22 protein-coding genes are annotated in these 16,933 nt (G+C 75.5%); 11 read left to right on the forward strand and 11 right to left on the reverse strand.

The genetic code is table 11. The annotated features are described in order from the left end of the window. The first annotated feature begins 8 nt into the window (after nucleotides 1-8). Nucleotides 9-866: a DUF8757 domain-containing protein gene (locus SH587_RS01515; RefSeq protein WP_320668778.1), complete on the forward strand. Its 858-nt coding sequence runs from the start codon at nucleotides 9-11 to the stop codon at nucleotides 864-866. Here SH587_RS01515 and SH587_RS01520 read toward each other — a convergent pair. Further along, the gene (locus SH587_RS01520) at nucleotides 831-1,328 is read right to left on the reverse strand and encodes a DUF488 domain-containing protein (RefSeq protein ID WP_320668779.1); all 498 of its coding nucleotides are present in this window, start codon (nucleotides 1,326-1,328) and stop codon (nucleotides 831-833) included. The two genes, SH587_RS01515 and SH587_RS01520, sit on opposite strands and share 36 nt — an antisense overlap. A gap of 32 nt (nucleotides 1,329-1,360) precedes the next feature. Between SH587_RS01520 and SH587_RS01525 the strand changes: the two genes are divergently transcribed. After that, complete coding sequence (locus tag SH587_RS01525; protein WP_320668780.1) at nucleotides 1,361-1,843, forward strand: NUDIX hydrolase; 483 nt, start codon at nucleotides 1,361-1,363, stop codon at nucleotides 1,841-1,843. Nucleotides 1,844-1,908: 65 nt separating this feature from the next. Continuing rightward, nucleotides 1,909-2,340, forward strand: a complete 432-nt coding sequence (locus SH587_RS01530) for a DUF3052 domain-containing protein (RefSeq protein ID WP_320668781.1) — start codon at nucleotides 1,909-1,911, stop codon at nucleotides 2,338-2,340. A gap of 3 nt (nucleotides 2,341-2,343) precedes the next feature. Here the strand turns inward: SH587_RS01530 and SH587_RS01535 are convergent, their stop codons facing one another. Further along, nucleotides 2,344-2,751, reverse strand: a complete 408-nt coding sequence (locus tag SH587_RS01535; protein ID WP_320668782.1) for a sulfite exporter TauE/SafE family protein — start codon at nucleotides 2,749-2,751, stop codon at nucleotides 2,344-2,346. A gap of 6 nt (nucleotides 2,752-2,757) precedes the next feature. Then, nucleotides 2,758-3,156, reverse strand: coding sequence for a TSUP family transporter (locus SH587_RS01540; RefSeq protein WP_320668783.1), 399 nt, complete (start codon nucleotides 3,154-3,156; stop codon nucleotides 2,758-2,760). 191 nt (nucleotides 3,157-3,347) lie between these two features. On the opposite strand from SH587_RS01540, the gene SH587_RS01545 reads away from it, so the two are divergent. From SH587_RS01545 to SH587_RS01555, 3 genes are read left to right on the forward strand one after another with little or no spacing between them, the layout of a single operon-like run. Further along, nucleotides 3,348-4,091, forward strand: a complete 744-nt coding sequence (locus SH587_RS01545) for a FadR/GntR family transcriptional regulator (protein ID WP_320668784.1) — start codon at nucleotides 3,348-3,350, stop codon at nucleotides 4,089-4,091. A 36-nt stretch (nucleotides 4,092-4,127) separates the two neighbouring features. Beyond that, nucleotides 4,128-4,658, forward strand: a complete 531-nt coding sequence (locus tag SH587_RS01550; RefSeq protein ID WP_320668785.1) for an SRPBCC family protein — start codon at nucleotides 4,128-4,130, stop codon at nucleotides 4,656-4,658. Further along, the gene (locus SH587_RS01555; RefSeq protein WP_320668786.1) at nucleotides 4,645-5,565 is read left to right on the forward strand and encodes a 2-hydroxyacid dehydrogenase; all 921 of its coding nucleotides are present in this window, start codon (nucleotides 4,645-4,647) and stop codon (nucleotides 5,563-5,565) included. The genes SH587_RS01550 and SH587_RS01555 overlap by 14 nt, the downstream gene beginning before the upstream one ends. A gap of 4 nt (nucleotides 5,566-5,569) precedes the next feature. On the opposite strand, the gene SH587_RS01560 is transcribed toward SH587_RS01555, so the two are convergent. From SH587_RS01560 to arfB, 5 genes are all read right to left on the reverse strand, one after another. Continuing rightward, nucleotides 5,570-6,205 (reverse strand): cytidylate kinase-like family protein, encoded by a 636-nt coding sequence (locus tag SH587_RS01560; protein WP_320668787.1) that lies wholly within the window; start codon nucleotides 6,203-6,205, stop codon nucleotides 5,570-5,572. Between the two features lie 75 nt (nucleotides 6,206-6,280). After that, nucleotides 6,281-7,357, reverse strand: coding sequence for a DUF190 domain-containing protein (locus tag SH587_RS01565; RefSeq protein WP_320668788.1), 1,077 nt, complete (start codon nucleotides 7,355-7,357; stop codon nucleotides 6,281-6,283). After that, on the reverse strand, nucleotides 7,354-7,719 hold the full coding sequence (crcB, locus tag SH587_RS01570) for a fluoride efflux transporter CrcB (RefSeq protein WP_320668789.1): 366 nt from the start codon (nucleotides 7,717-7,719) through the stop codon (nucleotides 7,354-7,356). Before crcB (SH587_RS01570) ends, SH587_RS01565 begins: the two co-directional genes overlap by 4 nt. Continuing rightward, a complete protein-coding gene (gene crcB, locus SH587_RS01575) occupies nucleotides 7,716-8,117 on the reverse strand; it encodes a fluoride efflux transporter CrcB (RefSeq protein WP_320668790.1) in 402 nt (133 codons plus the stop codon). The genes crcB (SH587_RS01570) and crcB (SH587_RS01575) overlap by 4 nt, the downstream gene beginning before the upstream one ends. Before the next feature lie 162 nt (nucleotides 8,118-8,279). Further along, nucleotides 8,280-8,699 (reverse strand): alternative ribosome rescue aminoacyl-tRNA hydrolase ArfB, encoded by a 420-nt coding sequence (gene arfB / locus SH587_RS01580; protein WP_320668791.1) that lies wholly within the window; start codon nucleotides 8,697-8,699, stop codon nucleotides 8,280-8,282. 65 nt (nucleotides 8,700-8,764) lie between these two features. Between arfB and SH587_RS01585 the strand changes: the two genes are divergently transcribed. Continuing rightward, nucleotides 8,765-8,965: a hypothetical protein gene (locus SH587_RS01585; protein ID WP_320668792.1), complete on the forward strand. Its 201-nt coding sequence runs from the start codon at nucleotides 8,765-8,767 to the stop codon at nucleotides 8,963-8,965. Between the two features lie 15 nt (nucleotides 8,966-8,980). On the opposite strand, the gene SH587_RS01590 is transcribed toward SH587_RS01585, so the two are convergent. Both SH587_RS01590 and SH587_RS01595 read right to left on the reverse strand, forming a co-directional pair. Continuing rightward, entirely contained in the window at nucleotides 8,981-10,009 is a 1,029-nt protein-coding gene (locus SH587_RS01590) for a L,D-transpeptidase (protein WP_320668793.1), read from the reverse strand. Nucleotides 10,010-10,079: 70 nt separating this feature from the next. Next, entirely contained in the window at nucleotides 10,080-10,982 is a 903-nt protein-coding gene (locus tag SH587_RS01595; protein ID WP_320668794.1) for an alpha/beta fold hydrolase, read from the reverse strand. Nucleotides 10,983-11,169: 187 nt separating this feature from the next. Between SH587_RS01595 and SH587_RS01600 the strand changes: the two genes are divergently transcribed. Beyond that, complete coding sequence (locus SH587_RS01600; RefSeq protein WP_320668795.1) at nucleotides 11,170-12,225, forward strand: 3'-5' exoribonuclease YhaM family protein; 1,056 nt, start codon at nucleotides 11,170-11,172, stop codon at nucleotides 12,223-12,225. A 16-nt stretch (nucleotides 12,226-12,241) separates the two neighbouring features. Here SH587_RS01600 and SH587_RS01605 read toward each other — a convergent pair whose 3' ends face one another. Further along, nucleotides 12,242-12,502 (reverse strand): hypothetical protein, encoded by a 261-nt coding sequence (locus tag SH587_RS01605; RefSeq protein ID WP_320668796.1) that lies wholly within the window; start codon nucleotides 12,500-12,502, stop codon nucleotides 12,242-12,244. A 144-nt stretch (nucleotides 12,503-12,646) separates the two neighbouring features. Between SH587_RS01605 and SH587_RS01610 the strand changes: the two genes are divergently transcribed. The 3 genes from SH587_RS01610 (at nucleotide 12,647) to SH587_RS01620 (ending at nucleotide 16,897) form a co-directional block, all read left to right on the forward strand. Beyond that, nucleotides 12,647-14,737: a helix-turn-helix transcriptional regulator gene (locus tag SH587_RS01610; RefSeq protein WP_320668797.1), complete on the forward strand. Its 2,091-nt coding sequence runs from the start codon at nucleotides 12,647-12,649 to the stop codon at nucleotides 14,735-14,737. Between the two features lie 336 nt (nucleotides 14,738-15,073). After that, nucleotides 15,074-15,475 carry a hypothetical protein gene (locus tag SH587_RS01615; RefSeq protein WP_320668798.1) on the forward strand — a complete coding sequence of 134 codons (402 nt, stop codon included), beginning with the start codon at nucleotides 15,074-15,076 and terminating at the stop codon, nucleotides 15,473-15,475. A gap of 9 nt (nucleotides 15,476-15,484) precedes the next feature. After that, on the forward strand, nucleotides 15,485-16,897 hold the full coding sequence (locus tag SH587_RS01620; protein WP_320668799.1) for a hypothetical protein: 1,413 nt from the start codon (nucleotides 15,485-15,487) through the stop codon (nucleotides 16,895-16,897). Nucleotides 16,898-16,933 lie beyond the last annotated feature (36 nt).

Genomic DNA, 16,933 nt, shown 5'->3' on the forward strand with positions numbered 1-16,933 from the left:
TCTCCGGAATGTCGGGCCAGTTCCGTGAGATGCGCTTCCTGCCGGTGGTCAAGGCGTACCCGGCCTTGAGCGCGACCTACGGCGAGGTCAGCTGTGTCGCCGGCGTCGAGATGGGACCGGCCGGACCTGAAGGCTGGGTCCGGCTGTATCCGGTCAGCTTCCGGGCGCTCGGCGACGGCGCGCGGTTCGCGAAGTACCAGCCGATCACCCTCCGCGTCCGTCCGCCGTCCAACGATCGGCGTCCGGAGACCTGGCGTCCAGATCAGGACTCGATTCGTGTCGCCGGTGACGCGCTGTCGACGAGGGACGGCTGGCGCGCGCGGCGCCCGTGGATCGAGCCGCTGATGGCGGAGTCGATGTGCGAGCTCCTGCGCCGTCAACGGCTCGACGGCACGTCGTTGGGGATCTTCCGCCCGCGGGCGGTCGAGGACCTGGTGATCGCGCCGGTCGAGGTCGCCCGCGCGAAGCAGCAGGCGATGGCGGCATGGGCTGGCCAGACGTCGCTGATGGGCTTCGGAACGCAGGAGCGCAACGAGCAGCTGCGGGCGATCGAGCTGATGCCATGGCGGTTCATCTACAACTACCGCTGCGCGGACCGGGCCTGCGGAGGCCACCGGCAGTCGATCACCGACTGGGAGATCTTCCAGTTCTACCGCCGGGTTCGCGACGCGGCCGACTGGCAGCAGCAGGTTCGGGACCGGTTCGTCGGTACCCTCTGCGGCTCCGAACGGGAGACGGCGTTCGTGGTCGGCAACCAGCACCAGCACCCGGGCTCGTTCCTCGTCCTGTCCGTCTGGTGGCCCGAGCGACGTGCGTCGCCGGGGCAGATGTCACTGACCGAGATCGCGGACGATCACGTCGCGTGAAGCGCGGTCGCGCAGGGCGTCGATGATCACCTGGCGGTGGCAGACCTCGACGTCGTGCTCGACGCACATCAGCGCGCAGCGGCGCTCGTCGAGGTGCTCCAGCAGCGTGTCGAGCGCGTCGTCGCCGTGCTCGGCGAGATGCGCGGCGTAACGGCGACGCCCCTCCGTCGGGCGGCCCGACTTGTAGAGGTCCCGGATCGGCTTCGGATTGCCGAGCGCCCGCAGGTGGACGTACTCGATCCCGACGGCCGCCAGTGCTTCGGAGAGCGCGGTCTTCGCGAACCCGCGGCGGCGAGAGATCGGCAGTTCGCGCACGTCGACCAGGCGCTCGATGCCTGCGGCGCGCAGGTGGTCGGCGAACTCCGTGACCTGCGGGAAGCGCTCGTAGCCGATCGAGCCGAGGACGAGCGCGTCGGCGCCGGTCGCCGCGTCGGAATCGATCGGTCGGGTCGAGATCGCCACGCCAGGCCGACGATACGCCAAGATCCGGACCCGTGAGCCCCGAGGCCCGTCACCGTCGCAGCGCCGGGCTGCTGCTCTACCGCCGCGATCCCGGCGGGCTGCGGGTGCTGATCGCCCACATGGGCGGGCCGCTGTGGGCGCGCAAGGACGAGCGGGCGTGGTCGCTGCCGAAGGGCGAGCACCCGGAGGAGGAGGCGCCGCTGGACGCCGCCCGTCGCGAGTTCGCCGAGGAGCTGGGGCTGCCCGCGCCGGAAGGCCCCGCGATCGACCTCGGCGAGGTGCGGCAGGGCAGCGGCAAGCGGGTCCGGGCGTGGGCGATCGAGGGCGACCTCGACCCGGCCGCGATCGTGCCCGGCACGTTCGAGATGGCGTGGCCGCCGCGCTCCGGTCGGACCATCGAGGTGCCCGAGGTCGACCGGGTCGCGTGGATGACCATCGACGAGGCCCGGCCGCGGCTGGTCGCCGCCCAGGAGGCGTTCCTCGACCGGCTGCTCGAGGCGCTGTCGGCGGCCTGAACCAGCGGCCCGGATCCCCGGCGTGGCCGATCGCGCGCCGTCGCTGCAGCCGCGATCATCCGCCGATGGCCGACGACGAGTGGGACCAGGGCTACGCGAAGACGCCGCTGCCGCGCAAGCTCGGGGTCAAGGCCGGCCAGCGGATCGCCGTGCTCGCCGCGCCCGACGGCTTCGTCGACCGCGGGCTCGGGCCGCTGCCGGAGGGCGCGACCCTGATCGACGGGCTCGACGGCCCGGTCGACCTGGCGATCGCCTTCGTCACCGAGCTCGCCGACCTGGCCGACCGGATCCCCGACCTGGCCCGCGCGACCGCGCCCGACGGGGCCTTCTGGGTCGCCTGGCCGAAGCGGGCCAGCAAGGTCCCGACCGACGTCAGCGAGGACCGGATCCGCGAGCTGGTCCTCCCGCGGGGTCTGGTCGACGTCAAGGTCTGCGCGATCAGCGCCGTCTGGTCGGGCCTGCGGATCTGCCTCCGCCGCGAGCTGCGCGGGCGCTGACCGTCAGGCCGCCTCGGCCTCGGTCGGGTGCTTCGGCAGCTTCAGCGCGTCGCGGATCAGGCGCACGGCCACGATCGTCATCAGCACGGCGAAGATGATCCGCAGGGTCTGACCGGGCAGGTGGATCGCCGCCAGCGCCCCGAGCGCCGCCGCCGGCGCCCCGACCAGGCCCAGCCGGATCCCCGACCCGAGGTCGCCGACGCCTTTCTTGCGCAGCGACCAGGTGGCCACCAGCGTCGTCGGGATGATCACCAGCATCGAGGTCGCCTGGGCGCTCTGCTGGCTGACGCCGACCACCACGACCAGGAACGGCACCATGAAGATGCCGCCGCCGACGCCGAGCGCGCCCGAGAGCGTCCCGACCAGGACCCCGAAGGCGACGAGGGCGAGCGAGAGCAGGATGTCGGACACGGTCGTTCAGCCCTTGAGGACGACGCTGGCCGCGGCCAGCAGGAGGAAGCCGCCGAAGGCCAGCTTCAGCTGACGCTCGGGGGCGCGGGACAGGATCCCGGCACCGAGCCGGGCGCCGAAGATCGAGCCGGCGGCCAGCAGCGCGCCGTCGAGCAGGTCGACCTTGCCGGCGGCGCCGTAGGTGGCGACCGCGACGATGCTGATCGGGATGATCGCCGCCAGCGAGAGGGCGTGCGCGTGGCGCTGCGCCATCCCCAGGGCGAGCACGAACAGCGGCACCATCACCGTGCCGCCGCCGATCCCGAGCAGACCGGAGAGGAACCCGCCGACCAGGCCGATGGCGGCCAGTCGCAGGGTCCGCTCGCGGCCGTCGAGCCCGTCGGCGGCGATCGCCTGGGTCGTCATCCTGCGACCTCCTGGGAGAATTGGTCAGACCAAGTCGGCACAGCGTCAGCATAGCTCGTCGTCGTCGAGGGCGTCGTTCCGGTCGCGGAACGCCCATTCATCAGGGCGAAAGGTGCCTCGCCGGCGGTCGGCGACGGGGCCGCCGTGTAGCATCCGGCGCCAGATTGGACGGACCGGAGGGCGAGGAGCGGATGGACGAGCAACCGGGGCCGCCGGACTGGTCGCGGCTGGCCGAGGGCACGCTGCCCGTCGGCGACCGGCTGGCGGGCGCGATCGAGCGGATGATCCGCGACGGCCAGGTGGCCGTCGGCAGCCGGCTGCCGCCCGAGCGCGAGCTGGCCCAGCAGATGGGCGTCTCCCGCGCGAGCCTCCGCCAGGCGCTCCACGAGCTGGAGCTGCGGGGCCTGCTCGACCGCGCGCCCGGCCGCGGCACCACCGTCGTCGACCCCGACCGCGGCGAGCTGAGCGAACCGCTGCTGCGGCGGATGAACGAGGTCCAGCGGACGATCACCGAGGTGATGGACCTGCGGGCCGCGATCGAGCCGCCGGTCGCCGCCCGCGCGGCGATGCGCGCCACCGACGCCGACATCGCCGCCCTCCACGAGATCGTCGCCGCGATGGAGGCGACCGACCAGCTGGACGAGGTCTCGGCGCTCGACGTCCGCTTCCACGTCGCGATCGGCCGCGCGACCCACAACCCGCTGCTGGCGCGGCTGATGGAGACGACCAGCGAGTGGGCGACGATCAGCCGCTCGCGTGGGTTCCTGACCGCCGAGCGACGGGCGGCCTCGGTCCGCGCCCACCGCGTGATCGCCAACGCGATCGAGGCCCACGACCCGACGCTCGCGATGAGCGAGATGGCCCGCCACGTGACCCAGGTCGGGACGGTGATCGCCGCCGACCTCGACGGCGAGGCCGAGGCCGCCGCCGGTTGACCGGGCGCGGCGGCTGGAGAACACTGACCGTCGGCGATGCCCGACGACGCCTCCCTCGCCCCGCCGCTGGTGGACGGGCCCACCGCCGCCGCCCGCCCCGTCGGCCCGGCGATCGAGGCCCGGCGGACGGTCGCGGTCGCGCCCGACGCGCTGTTCGCGTTCCTCGCCGACCTGGAGAACCACTGGGCGATCGCCGCCCGCTTCGTGCGGGTGGTGCGGCTGGAGGGGCCGCCCGGCGCCCACGACGGCAGCGTGCTGCGGGTCGCCGGGCCGCTCGGGCTCCACCGCACGACCCGGGCCCGGATCGTGGAGACCGTCGACGGGCGGTCGATCGTCGGGATCGCGCGGGTCGGGAGGCGGACGGCGGCGCGGGTCGCGTGGCGGCTCGACCCGGGCCCTGACGGCGGCGGCACCGCGGTGACGCTGCGGGCCGACGTCCTGCGGGCCTCGCCCGGCGACCGGCTGCTGCTGGCGCTCGGCGGCCGCTGGTGGCTGCGGCGCGGGTTCGCCGCCGCCCTCCGGTCGCTGGCGGACGCTTGCCAGAATCCGGCCGATGGCCCCCGCTGAGCGCGTCCTCGTCCCCTACGACGACCTGGCCGAGCTGGCCGGGCCCGAGTGGCCGTTCGGGCTCCGGGTCGACGTCTGGGACGGCACCGTCGCGCCGCCCGACGAGCTCGGCGACGTCGTCCTCCACGTGCTGCCCTACGGCGTCCCGCGGGCCTACGAGGCGCTCGACCGGCTGACCGGCGTGCGGGTGATCCAGAGCCTCCGCGCCGGCGTCGACGAGCTGCTGCCGCTGGTCGCGCCCGACGTGCTGGTGACCAACGGCCGCGGGCTCCACGACGCGTCGACGGCCGAGCACGCGCTGGCCCTGATGCTCGCCGCCCAGCGCGAGCTGCCGCGCTGGATCCACGACCAGGCCGCCCGCCGCTGGGATCCGCGGTTCGTCGGCTCGCTCGCCGACCGCCGGGTGCTGCTGGTCGGCCACGGCGCGATCGGCGGCGCGATCGCCCGCCGGCTCGAGGCCTGCGAGGCGCGGGTGACCTCGGTCGCCCGCCGCGCCCGGCCGGACGAGAGCGTGCACGCGATCGACGACCTCGACCGGCTGCTGCCCGAGGCCGAGATCGTCGTCCTCGTCGTGCCCGACAACCCCGAGACCCGCGGCCTGCTCGACGCCCGCCGGCTGGCGCTGCTGCCGGACGGGGCGCTGGTGGTCAACGTCGGCCGCGGCAGCGCGATCGACAGCGACGCGCTGGTCGCCGAGGCCGGCCGGCTGCGGGCGGCGCTCGACGTCGTCGACCCCGAGCCGCTGCCCGCCGAGCACCCGCTGTGGAGCGCGCCCGGCGTGCTGATCACGCCCCACGTCGGCGGCGGCTCGGCCAGCTTCCCGCCCCGCGCCCGGCGGCTGGTGATCGAGCAGCTGCGGCGGTTCGCCGCCGGTGAGCCGCTGCTGAACGTGATCGACCGCGGCTGAGCGGTCAGGCGACGACCGGCGGCACCCGCGTCAGCGCGGCCGCGGCGACGATGTCGACGCAGGCGTCGAACGGGATCGTCGTCGACTCGATCACCAGGTGGTAGTGGGCCGGGTCGTGCGGATCGCAGCGGTAGAAGTGGCGGACGTAGGCCTCGCGGGCGCGGTCGGTCTGGTCGAGCCGCCGCTCGGCGGTCTCGCGGTCGACGCCCTCGATCCGCATCGCCTGCGCCAGCCGCCGGTCGCGCGGCCCGTCCAGCCGCACGTGCAGCGCGCTCGGGTGGTCGCGGAGCGCGAACGCGCCCGCCCGTCCCAGCACCACCGCCGAGCCGCGCCGGACCCGCTCGCAGATCACCCGCTCGGTCACCTGCTGGTAGGCGCGGTCGTCGAGCAGCTCGTCGCGCTCGAGGCTGCCGCCGCCGTAGACCTGGGCGACCGGCGCCAGCCGCACCAGCAGCCGTTCGAGCGCGCTGCCGAGCGCCTCGTCGCGACGGAGCGCGTCGTCGAGCGGCACGGCCAGCCGCTCGCTGACCTCGGTCGGGATCGCGCGGTCGAGGAAGGTCGCCCCGAGCCGTTCGGCGACCGCCGGGCCGATCCGACTGCCGCCGGCGCCGTAGGACGCCGAGATCGTGATCACGGTCATGTCGCGCTCCTCCGCTCGCGGTCCTTGGTCCTACCGTACTCCGGCCGGCGGCCGCCGGGGGAGGGATCCGCCCGATCAGGAGCGGTCCGTCGCCAGCCGCAGGCCGCCGCGCCGCTCGCCGTCCGCCCAGGCGACCAGCGCCGGCACCGTCTCGACGGTCACCAGCCCGCGCGCGGGTGTCAGCCGGTCGACGACCGTCAGCGCCTCCGCGATCCGGGCCGGCGTGTCGACGACGGTGGTGACGGTCGGGACGCCGCGCCGCAGCTGCAGCAGCCGGTCGCCGTGCGGCGGGTGGTCGCCGTGGAAGCCCCAGAGGCCGCGGACGGTCGTCGCCCCGGCGCCCCCGGCCTGGCGCAGGCCACGGACGATCGCCGCGTGGGCCGGGTGCCCGTCGACCGTCGTCCGCTCCGACCCGTGGACGGTCAGCCGCCGCCACAGCGCCAGGCCCTCGCGGTCGCGCTCGGGCAGCGGCGGCGGGTCGGCCAGCCGGACCCCGTCGCGCTTGACGGTCCGCACCCGTTCGAGCGTGATCAGCGGGTCGTGCAGCAGCGCCCGCAGCTCCGGCACGGCGGCGGCGATCCGCTCGCCCGTCCCGACCGCGATCAGCACCAGCGGCACGTCGGCGTTGCGGCCGACGAACCGCGCCCGCGCCCGGCGGCCGCGGACGGTGCCGTCGACCCCCAGCAGGACCGTCGCCCCGTCCACCCCGCGGGCGTGGAGCAGGGCGCAGGCGGCGACGAAGGCGGGACGGCCGCCGACCCGCTCGCGGCGGCCCAGGTAGACGGTCAGCTTGGTCGCCTCGCGCAGATCGTCGGGCAGCGCCGGGTCGACCGCCGGCCCGCGCACGATCCGCGTCCGCTCGACGGTCACCAGCCCCGAGCCGATCAGCGGCTCGACCTCCTCCGCCAGCGCCGCGATCCGGTCGCGGCGGTCGACGGCGATCGCCGTCACCGGCAGGTCCTCGGAGAGCGTCAGCAGCCGGTCGCTGCGCAGCCGCTGCTTGGCGCCGAAGCCGAGCGCGCCGCGCAGCAGCACGCTGGCGGCGACCTCGTGGCGGGCGAAGGCGTCGAGGACCGCGTCGGCCAGGAAGCGGCGGCCGGCGCGGTCCCGCTCGCCCAGGTAGAGGGAGAGCCTGAGCCCGTCGTCGATCACACCAGGCCCCCGATCCAGCGGCCGAGGGCCGCCGCCAGCACGCCCAGCACCAGGCTGACGGCGACGTTCGCCGCCAGCGACGGCAGCTCGCCGTCCTCGCCCAGCCGCTGGGTCTCGAACAGCCAGGTGGAGAAGGTGGTGTAGGCGCCGATCGTGGCGGTGCCGGCCAGCAGCGCCGCGTCGTGGTCGAGGGTCAGGCCGGTCACCACGCCCAGCAGCAGCGCGCCGGAGAGGTTGACCGCCAGCGTGCCGTAGGGGAAGCGGCGATCGAGCCGGTCGGAGACGAGGCCGTCGACGACGAACCGCAGCACCGCGCCGACCCCGCCCAGCAGCACCACCCCGATCCAGAGCAGCGCCGTCACCGGACCGTCCTCACCCGGCGCGCGAGCGCCGTCCCGCCGGCCACCGCCAGGTAGCCGCCGACGACGCTGGCCGCCGCGTAGGCCGCCGCCAGCCCGGTGTGGCCGGCGTCGAGCATCAGCAGCAGCTCGACCTGCATCGTCGAGAAGGTGGTCAGGCCGCCGCAGAGCCCGGTGCCGAGCAGCGGCCGCCGGTAGGCCGAGAGCGGCAGCCGCTCCTGCAGCCGGGTCACCAGCCAGCCGAGCAGCAGCGCCCCGACCAGGTTGGCCGCGAAGGTCGTCCACGGCCAGCTGGCTGGGCCGTGCGGGTACTGGTCGGCGAGCAGCGCCCGCGCGAGCGCCCCGAGCGCACCGCCGACGAAGACCGCGGCGACCTCGCGCCGGTCGAAGCGGCCGCTCACCGGCGGCGCTCCGTGGGGGCGACCTGGGGGCTGTGCATCAAGGCTCCTTCCGCGTCGGGATCGTTGCGAAAGAAGCCATCAGCCGATCCACTCCGGCGGTTCGCGGGACGTCGCCCCGCGCCAGGGCCTCATCTGGCTCGTAGAGCGTACGCGGAACGGCGGTCAGTCGTCCAGCGACGGGCGCCGTCGCCCACGCTTGACCTCGCCGCGGCGGCCCTTCGCCTCGACCCGCCGCCGCTTCGAGCCGGCGGTCGGGCGGGTCGGCTGGCGCGACGCCTGGACGTGCAGCGCCTGCCGCAGCCGACCGGCCAGCCGCTCCAGCGCCAGCTCGCGGTTGCGGGCCTGGCTGCGGGCGTCCTGGGCGACCGCCCGCACGACCGGGCCGACCCGCTCCAGCACCCGCGCCCGCTGGGCGTCGCTGAGCGCGCCGCTGTGGCGGACGTCGAAGCTGACCTCGATCCGCGAGGCGGTGACGTTGGCGTGCTGGCCGCCGGGCCCGGACGAGCGGCTGGCGCGGACGACGATCTCGCGCAGCGGGATCCGGACCCCGCCGGTCACGCGCAGGTGCTGATCGTCGTCCATCGTGGCCTCCAGGCTACGCCGTCGCGGGCTGGCGCGGCGACGCTCGCGCCTGCGAGGATGGGCGCATGAGCGACCTCCAGCGCCGTTCCCGCAGCAACCTCAGCCGCACCCAGCGGGTCGACAAGGCGTTCCGGCTGACGATCGCCACCGGCGGCCTCGCGGTGGCGGCGATCGTCGGCCTGGTGATCGGCGCCGGCTGGCTGGTGGCGATCGGCGTCGTCGGCGCCGTGGTCAGCGGGCTGCTGCTGCGCAACTCGCTGCGCTGAGCGGCGCGCGGCCGCTCAGCGGATCTTCACCGGGGTGCCCATCGGCACCCGCCCGTAGAGGTCGATCACGTCGCTCGGGTGCATCCGGATGCAGCCGTGCGAGGCGCGGCTGCCGATCGACCACGCCTCGGCGGTTCCGTGGATCCCGATCCCGTCGCGCAGGCCCAGCCAGCGCGCCTTGAGCGGGTTGTTGGGCGCGCCGCCGGGGATCACCTGGCCCTGGAGCGAGCCGGCCCAGGGCGAGTTCGGCACGTGCCAGGCCGGGTTGACCTGCTTCGAGGTGATCGAGTACATGCCCGGGGGCGTGTCGTGGCCGGCGGCGCCGACCGCGATCCGGTAGGTCTTGCTCAGCCGCAGCTGCTTGAACAGCCGCAGGTGGAAGGTCCGGCGGTCGACGGTGATCAGCGTGCCGTAGCGGCGCTTCAGCGAGGCGATCGTGACCGACGGCTTGGTCCGGATCACCGGCAGCAGCAGGTCGGAGCGGTCCTTGGCCGGGTCGAGCAGGACCGGCACGACGAGCTTCCGCAGCGCGCCGCGGCTGAGCTTCCAGCCCTTCTTCGAGCCGCGGATCCGCTGCTTGGTGATCCCGATCACGACGGTCGCGTCGCGGGTCCGCTTCTGCATCGAGGAGAGCGAGTCGAGCCACTTCGAGAAGGCGGCCGAGTCCCACCCGATCGCCGGCTCCACGGTGCTGCCGCCGCTGGCCTTCAGCGCCCGCCCGGCGGTCGTGTTGGCGTCGTAGCCATAGCCGATCTTGGCCATCGTCAGCTTGTGCGGCCGGCCGGCGACGCGGACCACCACGTCGGCGTTCGAGGCCCGCTTGCCCTGGTACGCCTGCGTCAGCAGCTGGACCGCCTCGTCGCGGGTCTTGCCCGAGAGGTCGAGGTCGCCGACCTTGACCCCGGCCTTGATCAGCCGCGGGGCCGGATCGGCCGGTGGGGACGGGTCCTGGGCCGCCGCGAGCGGGGCGGCGGTCAGCAGCGGGAGGGCGGTGAGGAGCGCCAGGCGTGCGGGGACGCCGAGACGCCGAACTGACGACGGCATTCCCCCAAGGTAGGCAGACCGGCGCTCGGGCGTCGCACCTGCAGTCGCTCGTGCAGCCCTCCGGTGAGGCTCAGCCGTGGGCGACCGCCGCCCGCGGATCCTCGGTCGGCGCGTCGCGGACGCGGACGCAGAAGCCGTGCAGCAGCTCGCCGACGCGGGCCGGGACCTCGAGCTGCGGGCAGTGGCCGACGTCGGGCAGCAGCTCGTACTCGGTCGACGGCAGCGCGCTCAGCAGGTGGCGGGCGCCGCGGTGGCTGACCATCCGGTCCTTGTCCCCCCAGATCAGCAGCACCGGGCACTCGATCAGGCTGTGGTCGAACGGCTCGGCCAGCTCGGGCAGCAGCCGGCGACCGGTGTGGAGGATCCGGCGCACGTCGCGGCGGCTCGCGTAGTGCTGGCTGAAGCGCGTCAGCACCTCGCGGCGGGCCCGCAGCGGGTGGGCGAAGGCCAGCTGGCGGAAGACCTGGGCCAGGATCATCCGCACCAGCGGGGTCGGCACCGGGCCGGCGTCGGCGAGCAGGAACCGCAGCAGCGGCTGCTGGTCGATCAGCTGGAACCAGCGCGGGTGGTCGAAGCCGGCGGGGTCGATCGGGACGATCCCGGCCGGCGACGGCCGGGCCTCGGCGCAGAGCAGCGCGGTCGCGCCGCCCATCGAGTTGCCGGCGATCACCGGCGGCTCGCCGTCGGCGATCAGCTCGATCACGCCGGTCACCAGCCGCACGTACTGCGGCAGCATCGGCTCGTCGGGCAGCAGCCGGTCGGCGGCGCCGAACCCGGGCAGGTCGATCGCGACCGAGCGCTGGCCGCGGGCGGCGAGGTCGAGCATCACCGGTCGCCAGGTGTCGGCCGAGTCCGAGAAGCCGTGCAGGAGCAGCAGCGGTGGGCCGCCCAGGCCGGGACCGGCGACCTCCAGCAGGCGGGTCCGGACCCCGCCGACCTCGATCGACCGCTCGGTGATCGCGACGCGACTCATGGGCAGACGCTAACACCCTGTCAAGCGGTTCCCGCGCCCGCTGGCCGGGCGTTCGAGGGCCGGCCGGCCGCGCGCTGGACGTTCCGCCCGGGGCGAACGAGGGCCGCTCGAGGCCTCCGGGAAACCCGCCGATGTGCAGGAAGTTTTCCGCCCGTTGTCGTCCGGCGGCCTGCGTACCGTGGCGGCCATGGAACTCCGCGACCTCGACGACGGCGCCTCGGTCGACCTGGTGCTGCTCGTTCGCGCGGTGTCGCGCCGGGTCCGCCGCGAGGGCGGCGAGCCGTTCCTGAAGCTGGAGCTGGCCGACCGCTCGCAGACGCTGCCGGCGATCGTCTGGGAGGACGCCGACGAGGTCGCCGGCTTCGTCGTCCGCGGCGCCACCGTCCGGGTCGAGGGCAAGCTGGAGCTGTCGGAGCGGTACGGCCGCCAGCTGGCGATCGAGCGGCTGTCGCCGGTCGCCCGCGAGCAGGTCGACCTCTCGACGCTGCTGGAGGGTCCCTCGGTGCCGGTCGCCGAGCTGGAGCGGCGGCTGGCGGCGCTGGTCGAGCGGACCGGCGACCGCTGGATCCGGGCGCTGCTGGAGCGGGTCTTCGACCGCGAGGGCGGCTTCTGGCCGCGCTTCCGCGAGGCGCCGGCGGCGAAGTTCTTCCACGAGGCCTACCCCCACGGGCTGCTCGACCACACCGTGCGGGTGGCCGAGGCGGTCGAGGCGCTGGTGCCGCACTTCGGCGACGTCGACCGCGACGTGGCCGTCGCCGGCGCGCTGCTGCACGACATCGGCAAGGCCCAGACCTACACCAGCGACCCGATCGCCCCCGAGCTGACCGACCTCGGGCGGCTGGAGGGGCACATCGTGCTCGGCTACGAGATCGTGCGGCGGGTGATCGGGGCGCTCGACGGCTTCCCCGAGGAGACCGCCCGCTCGATCCGCCACATCGTCCTCAGCCACCACGGCAAGCAGGAGTACGGCAGCCCGGTGGTGCCGGCCACCCGCGAGGCGGTGCTGGTCCACCACGTCGACGACCTCGGCGCGCGGATGGGCAGCTTCGACCGCCTCCAGCGCGGCCTCTCGCCCGAGGACCGCTGGAGCGGCTACGACCGCGCGATCGGCTCGGCCGCCTACTTCGGCCCGGCCCGCCGCGAGCCCGATCCGCTCGAGGCGGTCGATCCGCCGCCGGACGCCGCGGCCGTCCGCGAGCCGCCGGCGCCCGCCGCCCCGTTCGAGGAGCCGCAGGCGGCGTAGACGGCGGCGGCGCGGCCTACGCCGGCCGCGCCAGCGCCTCGCGCCCGGCCGCGGTGATCGTCACCGTCGTCGGCGGCTGGGTCCCGCAGAGCCCGTCGGGTCCGCAGTCCGGCGGCACGTTGCGGGCCACCCAGCCGCGTTCGACGGCGTCGTCGAGGGCCCAGCCGAGCAGCTCGCGGTCGGGATCCCCGAGCCGGCTCCGGAGGCCGTCGAGGGTCGTCACGCCGCCGTGGCGGAGGGCGGGCAGCAGGTCCCGGGCTCGTGGCGCGTCGTCCACCGCACGAGCGTAGCGCGGCCGCTCCGGCGGCCCCGTTCGCGGCGCCGTGGGCCGCCCGGCCCGGCCCCGGCGGCGGTACGGCCGTCCACTAGCAGGCCGCAGCAGTCCCCGCCGGGTCCTCGCGGCCCGTACAGTCCACCGGCGATGGCGAAGGACACCGAGAAGCTGATCAGGCAGCTCTCGCTGATCTCGTATCTCATGGCGGAGCGGCGCCCGGTGACGGCGCTCGAGATCCGGCGCGACGTCGAGGGCTACAGCGGGATGAACGAGGACGCGTTCGCGCGGCGGTTCTACGCGGACCGGGCCGAGCTGGAGTCCCTCGGCATCCAGCTGACGATCGAGCGTCCCGGCGACGGGACCGCCGAGCAGGAGCACTACTCGCTGCGGAGCGAGAACTTCCACCTGCCGCCGATCGCCTTCAGCGACGACGAGCTGGCCAGCCTGCAGCTGGCGCTGAACCTGCTCGACGGCGAGTTCGCCTACGCCGAGCCGCTGCGGCTGGCGCTCCAGCAGCTGTCGTGGGGCCGTCCGAGCCCGCTCGGCGGCGGCGGGCGCGGGCTCGGCATCGGCACGGTCGGGCTGGGGGTCACGGCCCAGGTCCACGGGCGCGACCCCTCGCAGCGGCTGGCCAAGGTCGAGTCGGCGATCTTCCGCAACAAGACGATCACCTTCGAGTACCACTCGATCCACCGCGACACGGTCGAGCCGCGCAAGGTCGACCCGTACCACCTGCTCTTCCGCGGCGGCCAGTTCTACCTGCTCGGCCGCGACCACGAGCGCGACGACCTGCGGGTCTTCCGGCTCTCGCGGGTCCGCGACAAGGTCGCCTACGCGACCAAGGCCGAGCACGACTTCCGGCGCCCGGCCGACTTCGATCCGCGGCCCTACGGCGACCGCGCCGACTGGCAGATGTCGGAGCCGATCGCGACCGCCCGGATCCGGATCGCCGACCGGATCGCCTGGCAGGTCCAGCGCGCCCACGGCCGCCAGGGCACGTTCGCCCCGGCCGACCCCGACGCCCCGGTCGAGCGCAGCGACGACGGCGCGCTGCGGGGCGACGTCGTCTTCACCACCGAGTACGGCGTCCGGCGCTCGCTGCTCGGCTGGGTGATGCGGATGGGCGAGCACGCCGAGATCCTCGAGCCGGCCGAGCTGCGCGACGAGTACCGGCGGCGGGTGGCGCTGGTCCGCGACCGCCACGAGGGCGCCTTCCCGGTCGCCCCCGGCCGGCCGTTCGTCGCCGCCGAGGAGCCGGGCACGACCGCGCCCGCGACCCGCGACGGCGTGATCCGGCCGGAGCGGTTCGCGCGGCTGGTGACGCTGGCCTCGATCCTGATCCACGCCGGCCGCCAGCACGAGCGGCTGGAGCTGCAGGAGCTGCTGGCGCGGCTGAACGTCAGCGAGCCCGAGCTGCGCGACGACATCAACGTGCTCAACGTCGTCAACTTCGGCGGCGGCTCGTACGTGCTCTACGCCGAGGTCACCGACGACGGCCACGTCGAGGTCGACAACGAGCCCTACAGCGACCACTTCGCCCGTCCCGCGCGGCTGCTGCCGGTCGAGGCCAAGGCGCTGGTGGCGGCGGTCGACCTGATCGGCGACCACCTGCCGGAGGGCACGCTCGGGACGGTCCGGGCGAAGGTCGTCGCGGCGCTCGGCGAGGACCCGCTGGAGCACGGGCTGCAGGTCGCCCACGGCGGCGGCGACGACCGCGACCTGGCGCGGCTGATCTCGGGCGCGATCGCCGACCAGCGGCTGATCGAGCTCGACTACTACAAGCCGAACGAGGACCAGTTCACCCACCGGCGGGTCGAGCCCTACGCGCTGATCAACGGCCGCGAGGGCTGGTACGTCGCCGCCTTCGACCCCCAGCGGGAGGACGTCCGCCACTTCCGGCTCGACCGGATCCGCGAGGCCCAGGTCACCGACGAGCGGTTCGAGCGGCGGCCCGAGGTCGACCCAGCGGCCGACGTCGCCGGCTGGCCGCGGACCGGGCAGCTGCCGGCCAGCCGCAGCGCCCGGGTCTGGGTCAGCCCCGAGCGGGCCCGCTGGGAGCGCGAGCGGCGGACGATCCTGGAGGAGCTGGAGGACGGCGCGTTGGTGACCGAGATCGCCTTCGCCGGCGTCGACTGGCTGGTGCGCGAGATCCTGACCGAGATCGGCGACCTGGTCGTGCTCGAGCCGGCCGACGCGCGCGACGCCGTGCGCGCGGCCGCGGCCGGCATCCTCGGCTGAGCCGGCGCGGCCGCGGGCCGCTCCGGGCCGGCCGCCGGCAGGACCAGGGTGGCGCCCCGATTGTCGGGCCACGCGCCCGTTGATGTGGTGGGCGGCGGCGTTCGGACCGCCGTCGTGCCGAGGCGGTCCGGGGGCTGGGGGAGGCTCGGAGTGCCGGGGGGCGCTTCGCTGCCGACACCGCCGCCGGTCCGGGGACGGCTTCCCGGGCCGGCGGCTGCGACCGCCGGCGGCCGTCGCGCTGGCCCTCGCGTCGTGAGAGTCGCGGGTGCGGAGCGGCGAAGTCCAGGGTCGGCTTCCGATTGCCGGGGGTCGCGGCCGGGCCTAGCTTCGGGCCGCATGAAGCGTCGCTCCCCGTTCCTGGTCGCCCTCCTCGCCACCGTCGCCCTCGTCGGCTGCGGGGGCTCGGACGAGCCGAAGGCCAGCGCCACCGACGCCCGTGCGGCGGTCGCCCGCGCCGCCGGGGTGAAGCTGGCCGACATGCCGGTGCCGGACGACGCCAAGGACGACGGCGTCGAGCGCGCCTACAGCAACCAGTCGACCGCGGCCAAGGACGGCCAGATCATCATGCTGTTCGTCCTCGACGATGCCGGCAAGGCCGACGACGTGGCCAAGCAGGTCCGCGGCTCGGTGCCGGGCGAGAGCGTCCAGCTCTACACCCGCCGCAACGTGATCGTCGTCTACGGATCGACCGGGACCGACCGCAAGGACGCGGTCCGGACCGCGGTCGAGCGGCTCTAGGCCCGGCCGATGCCGGTCGCCGCCGTCGTCGCCTCGCTGCTGGCGGGCGCCCCGCTGCCGGTCGCCCCGACGACGACCCGGATCGTCGCGCCGGCGGGCGCGGCGTTTCGGCTCGACGACCGCTCGCGGCCGGCGGCCGGCCAGCCGCTGCTGGTCCGCGGTCGCAGCGACGGCCAACCCGGCGGCCGGGTCGACCTGGTCTGCGTCGCCGGGCCGCGGACCGTGGTCGTGCGACGGGCGGTGCCGTTGCGGGCCGGCGGCGGCTTCCGGACGGCGGTCGACCTGGCCCGCGCCCCGGCCGGCGGCTGCGATCTGCGCGCGCTCCCGGCCGGACTGCGCGAGGCGACCGGCGAGCGCTTCCGGGGGCCGCGGCTGGTGGTCGTCCGCTCCGAGGAGGGCCCGCAGGTCTCCGTCACCGGCGACGAGGGCATCGGCGGCGACCGGCTGCGGGTCGCGGGCGACGGGGTCGTGGTCCGCGAACCCGAGCGGGGGATCGACGTCGCCGGCGGCTGGCGCGGCGCGGCCCGGATCGGCGCGGTCCGCGTCGACGGCCGGCCGGCGCTGCTGCCCGGGGCGGTGCCGCGCCTGCGGGGCCAGGCCCCGCGCGGGTTCGCCGGCGTCGAGCCGCACGCCGCGGTCGCGCCCCACAGCGGCCGGCTGACCGTCACGACCGTCTCTCCGCTCGCGCGCTGCGACGGCGACGCCGCGCTCGGCGGCTGCGGGCGGCTGCGCGAGTCCGGCGTCCGGCTGGAGCGGATCGTGACCGCGAACGGCGCGACCGTCGAGGTTCGCGACCGCTGGGTGGCCGTCGACGGCCGTCCGCACCGGGTCGAGGCGAGCAGCGTCCAACCGGCGACGATGGTGACCGCGCCGAGCTGGTGGCCGGCGGACGGCGGCGCCCCCGGCCCGCTGCCGGGGATCCTGCCGTCCACGGCCGGCACCGTGGTCGCGGTCGGAGCCAGCGGGGCGGCCGCGCTCGGCGTCGAGCCGGCTCCCGCGCGGTTGACCGGCCGCGGGCCGGCGACGATCGTCGACGACGTGGCGCTCGACCTGCCCGCCGGCGGCGGTGCGACCGTTCGCCGGCTGCTGGCGGTGGCCGCCGACCGTGCGGCCGCGGCGAGCGCGGCGCGGGTCGTGGTCGATCCGGCGAACGCCCCACGGGTCACGATCGACGGACCGCGCGACCGCAGCGTCGTCCAGTCGTCGGCGGTCGTGGTCCGCGGTCGGGTCGACGATCCCGACGGGATCGCGCGGCTGCAGGTCGGCGGCCGGGCCGCGCGCCCGGCGCCGGACGGGAGCTTCGCGGTCTCGGTGCCGCTGCACGACGCCACGAACTTGATCGCCGTCGTCGCGACCGACCGTCGCGGCGAGACCGGCGCGGCCCAGGTCGCGGTCGGACGGATCATCGCCGGCCGCCCCTGAGGCCACGACGACCGGACCCCGAGCCGTTCGGAGCGC

It is taken from the genome of Patulibacter defluvii, assembly GCF_034096925.1.
In the GTDB taxonomy this organism is placed as follows: domain Bacteria; phylum Actinomycetota; class Thermoleophilia; order Solirubrobacterales; family Solirubrobacteraceae; genus Patulibacter; species Patulibacter defluvii.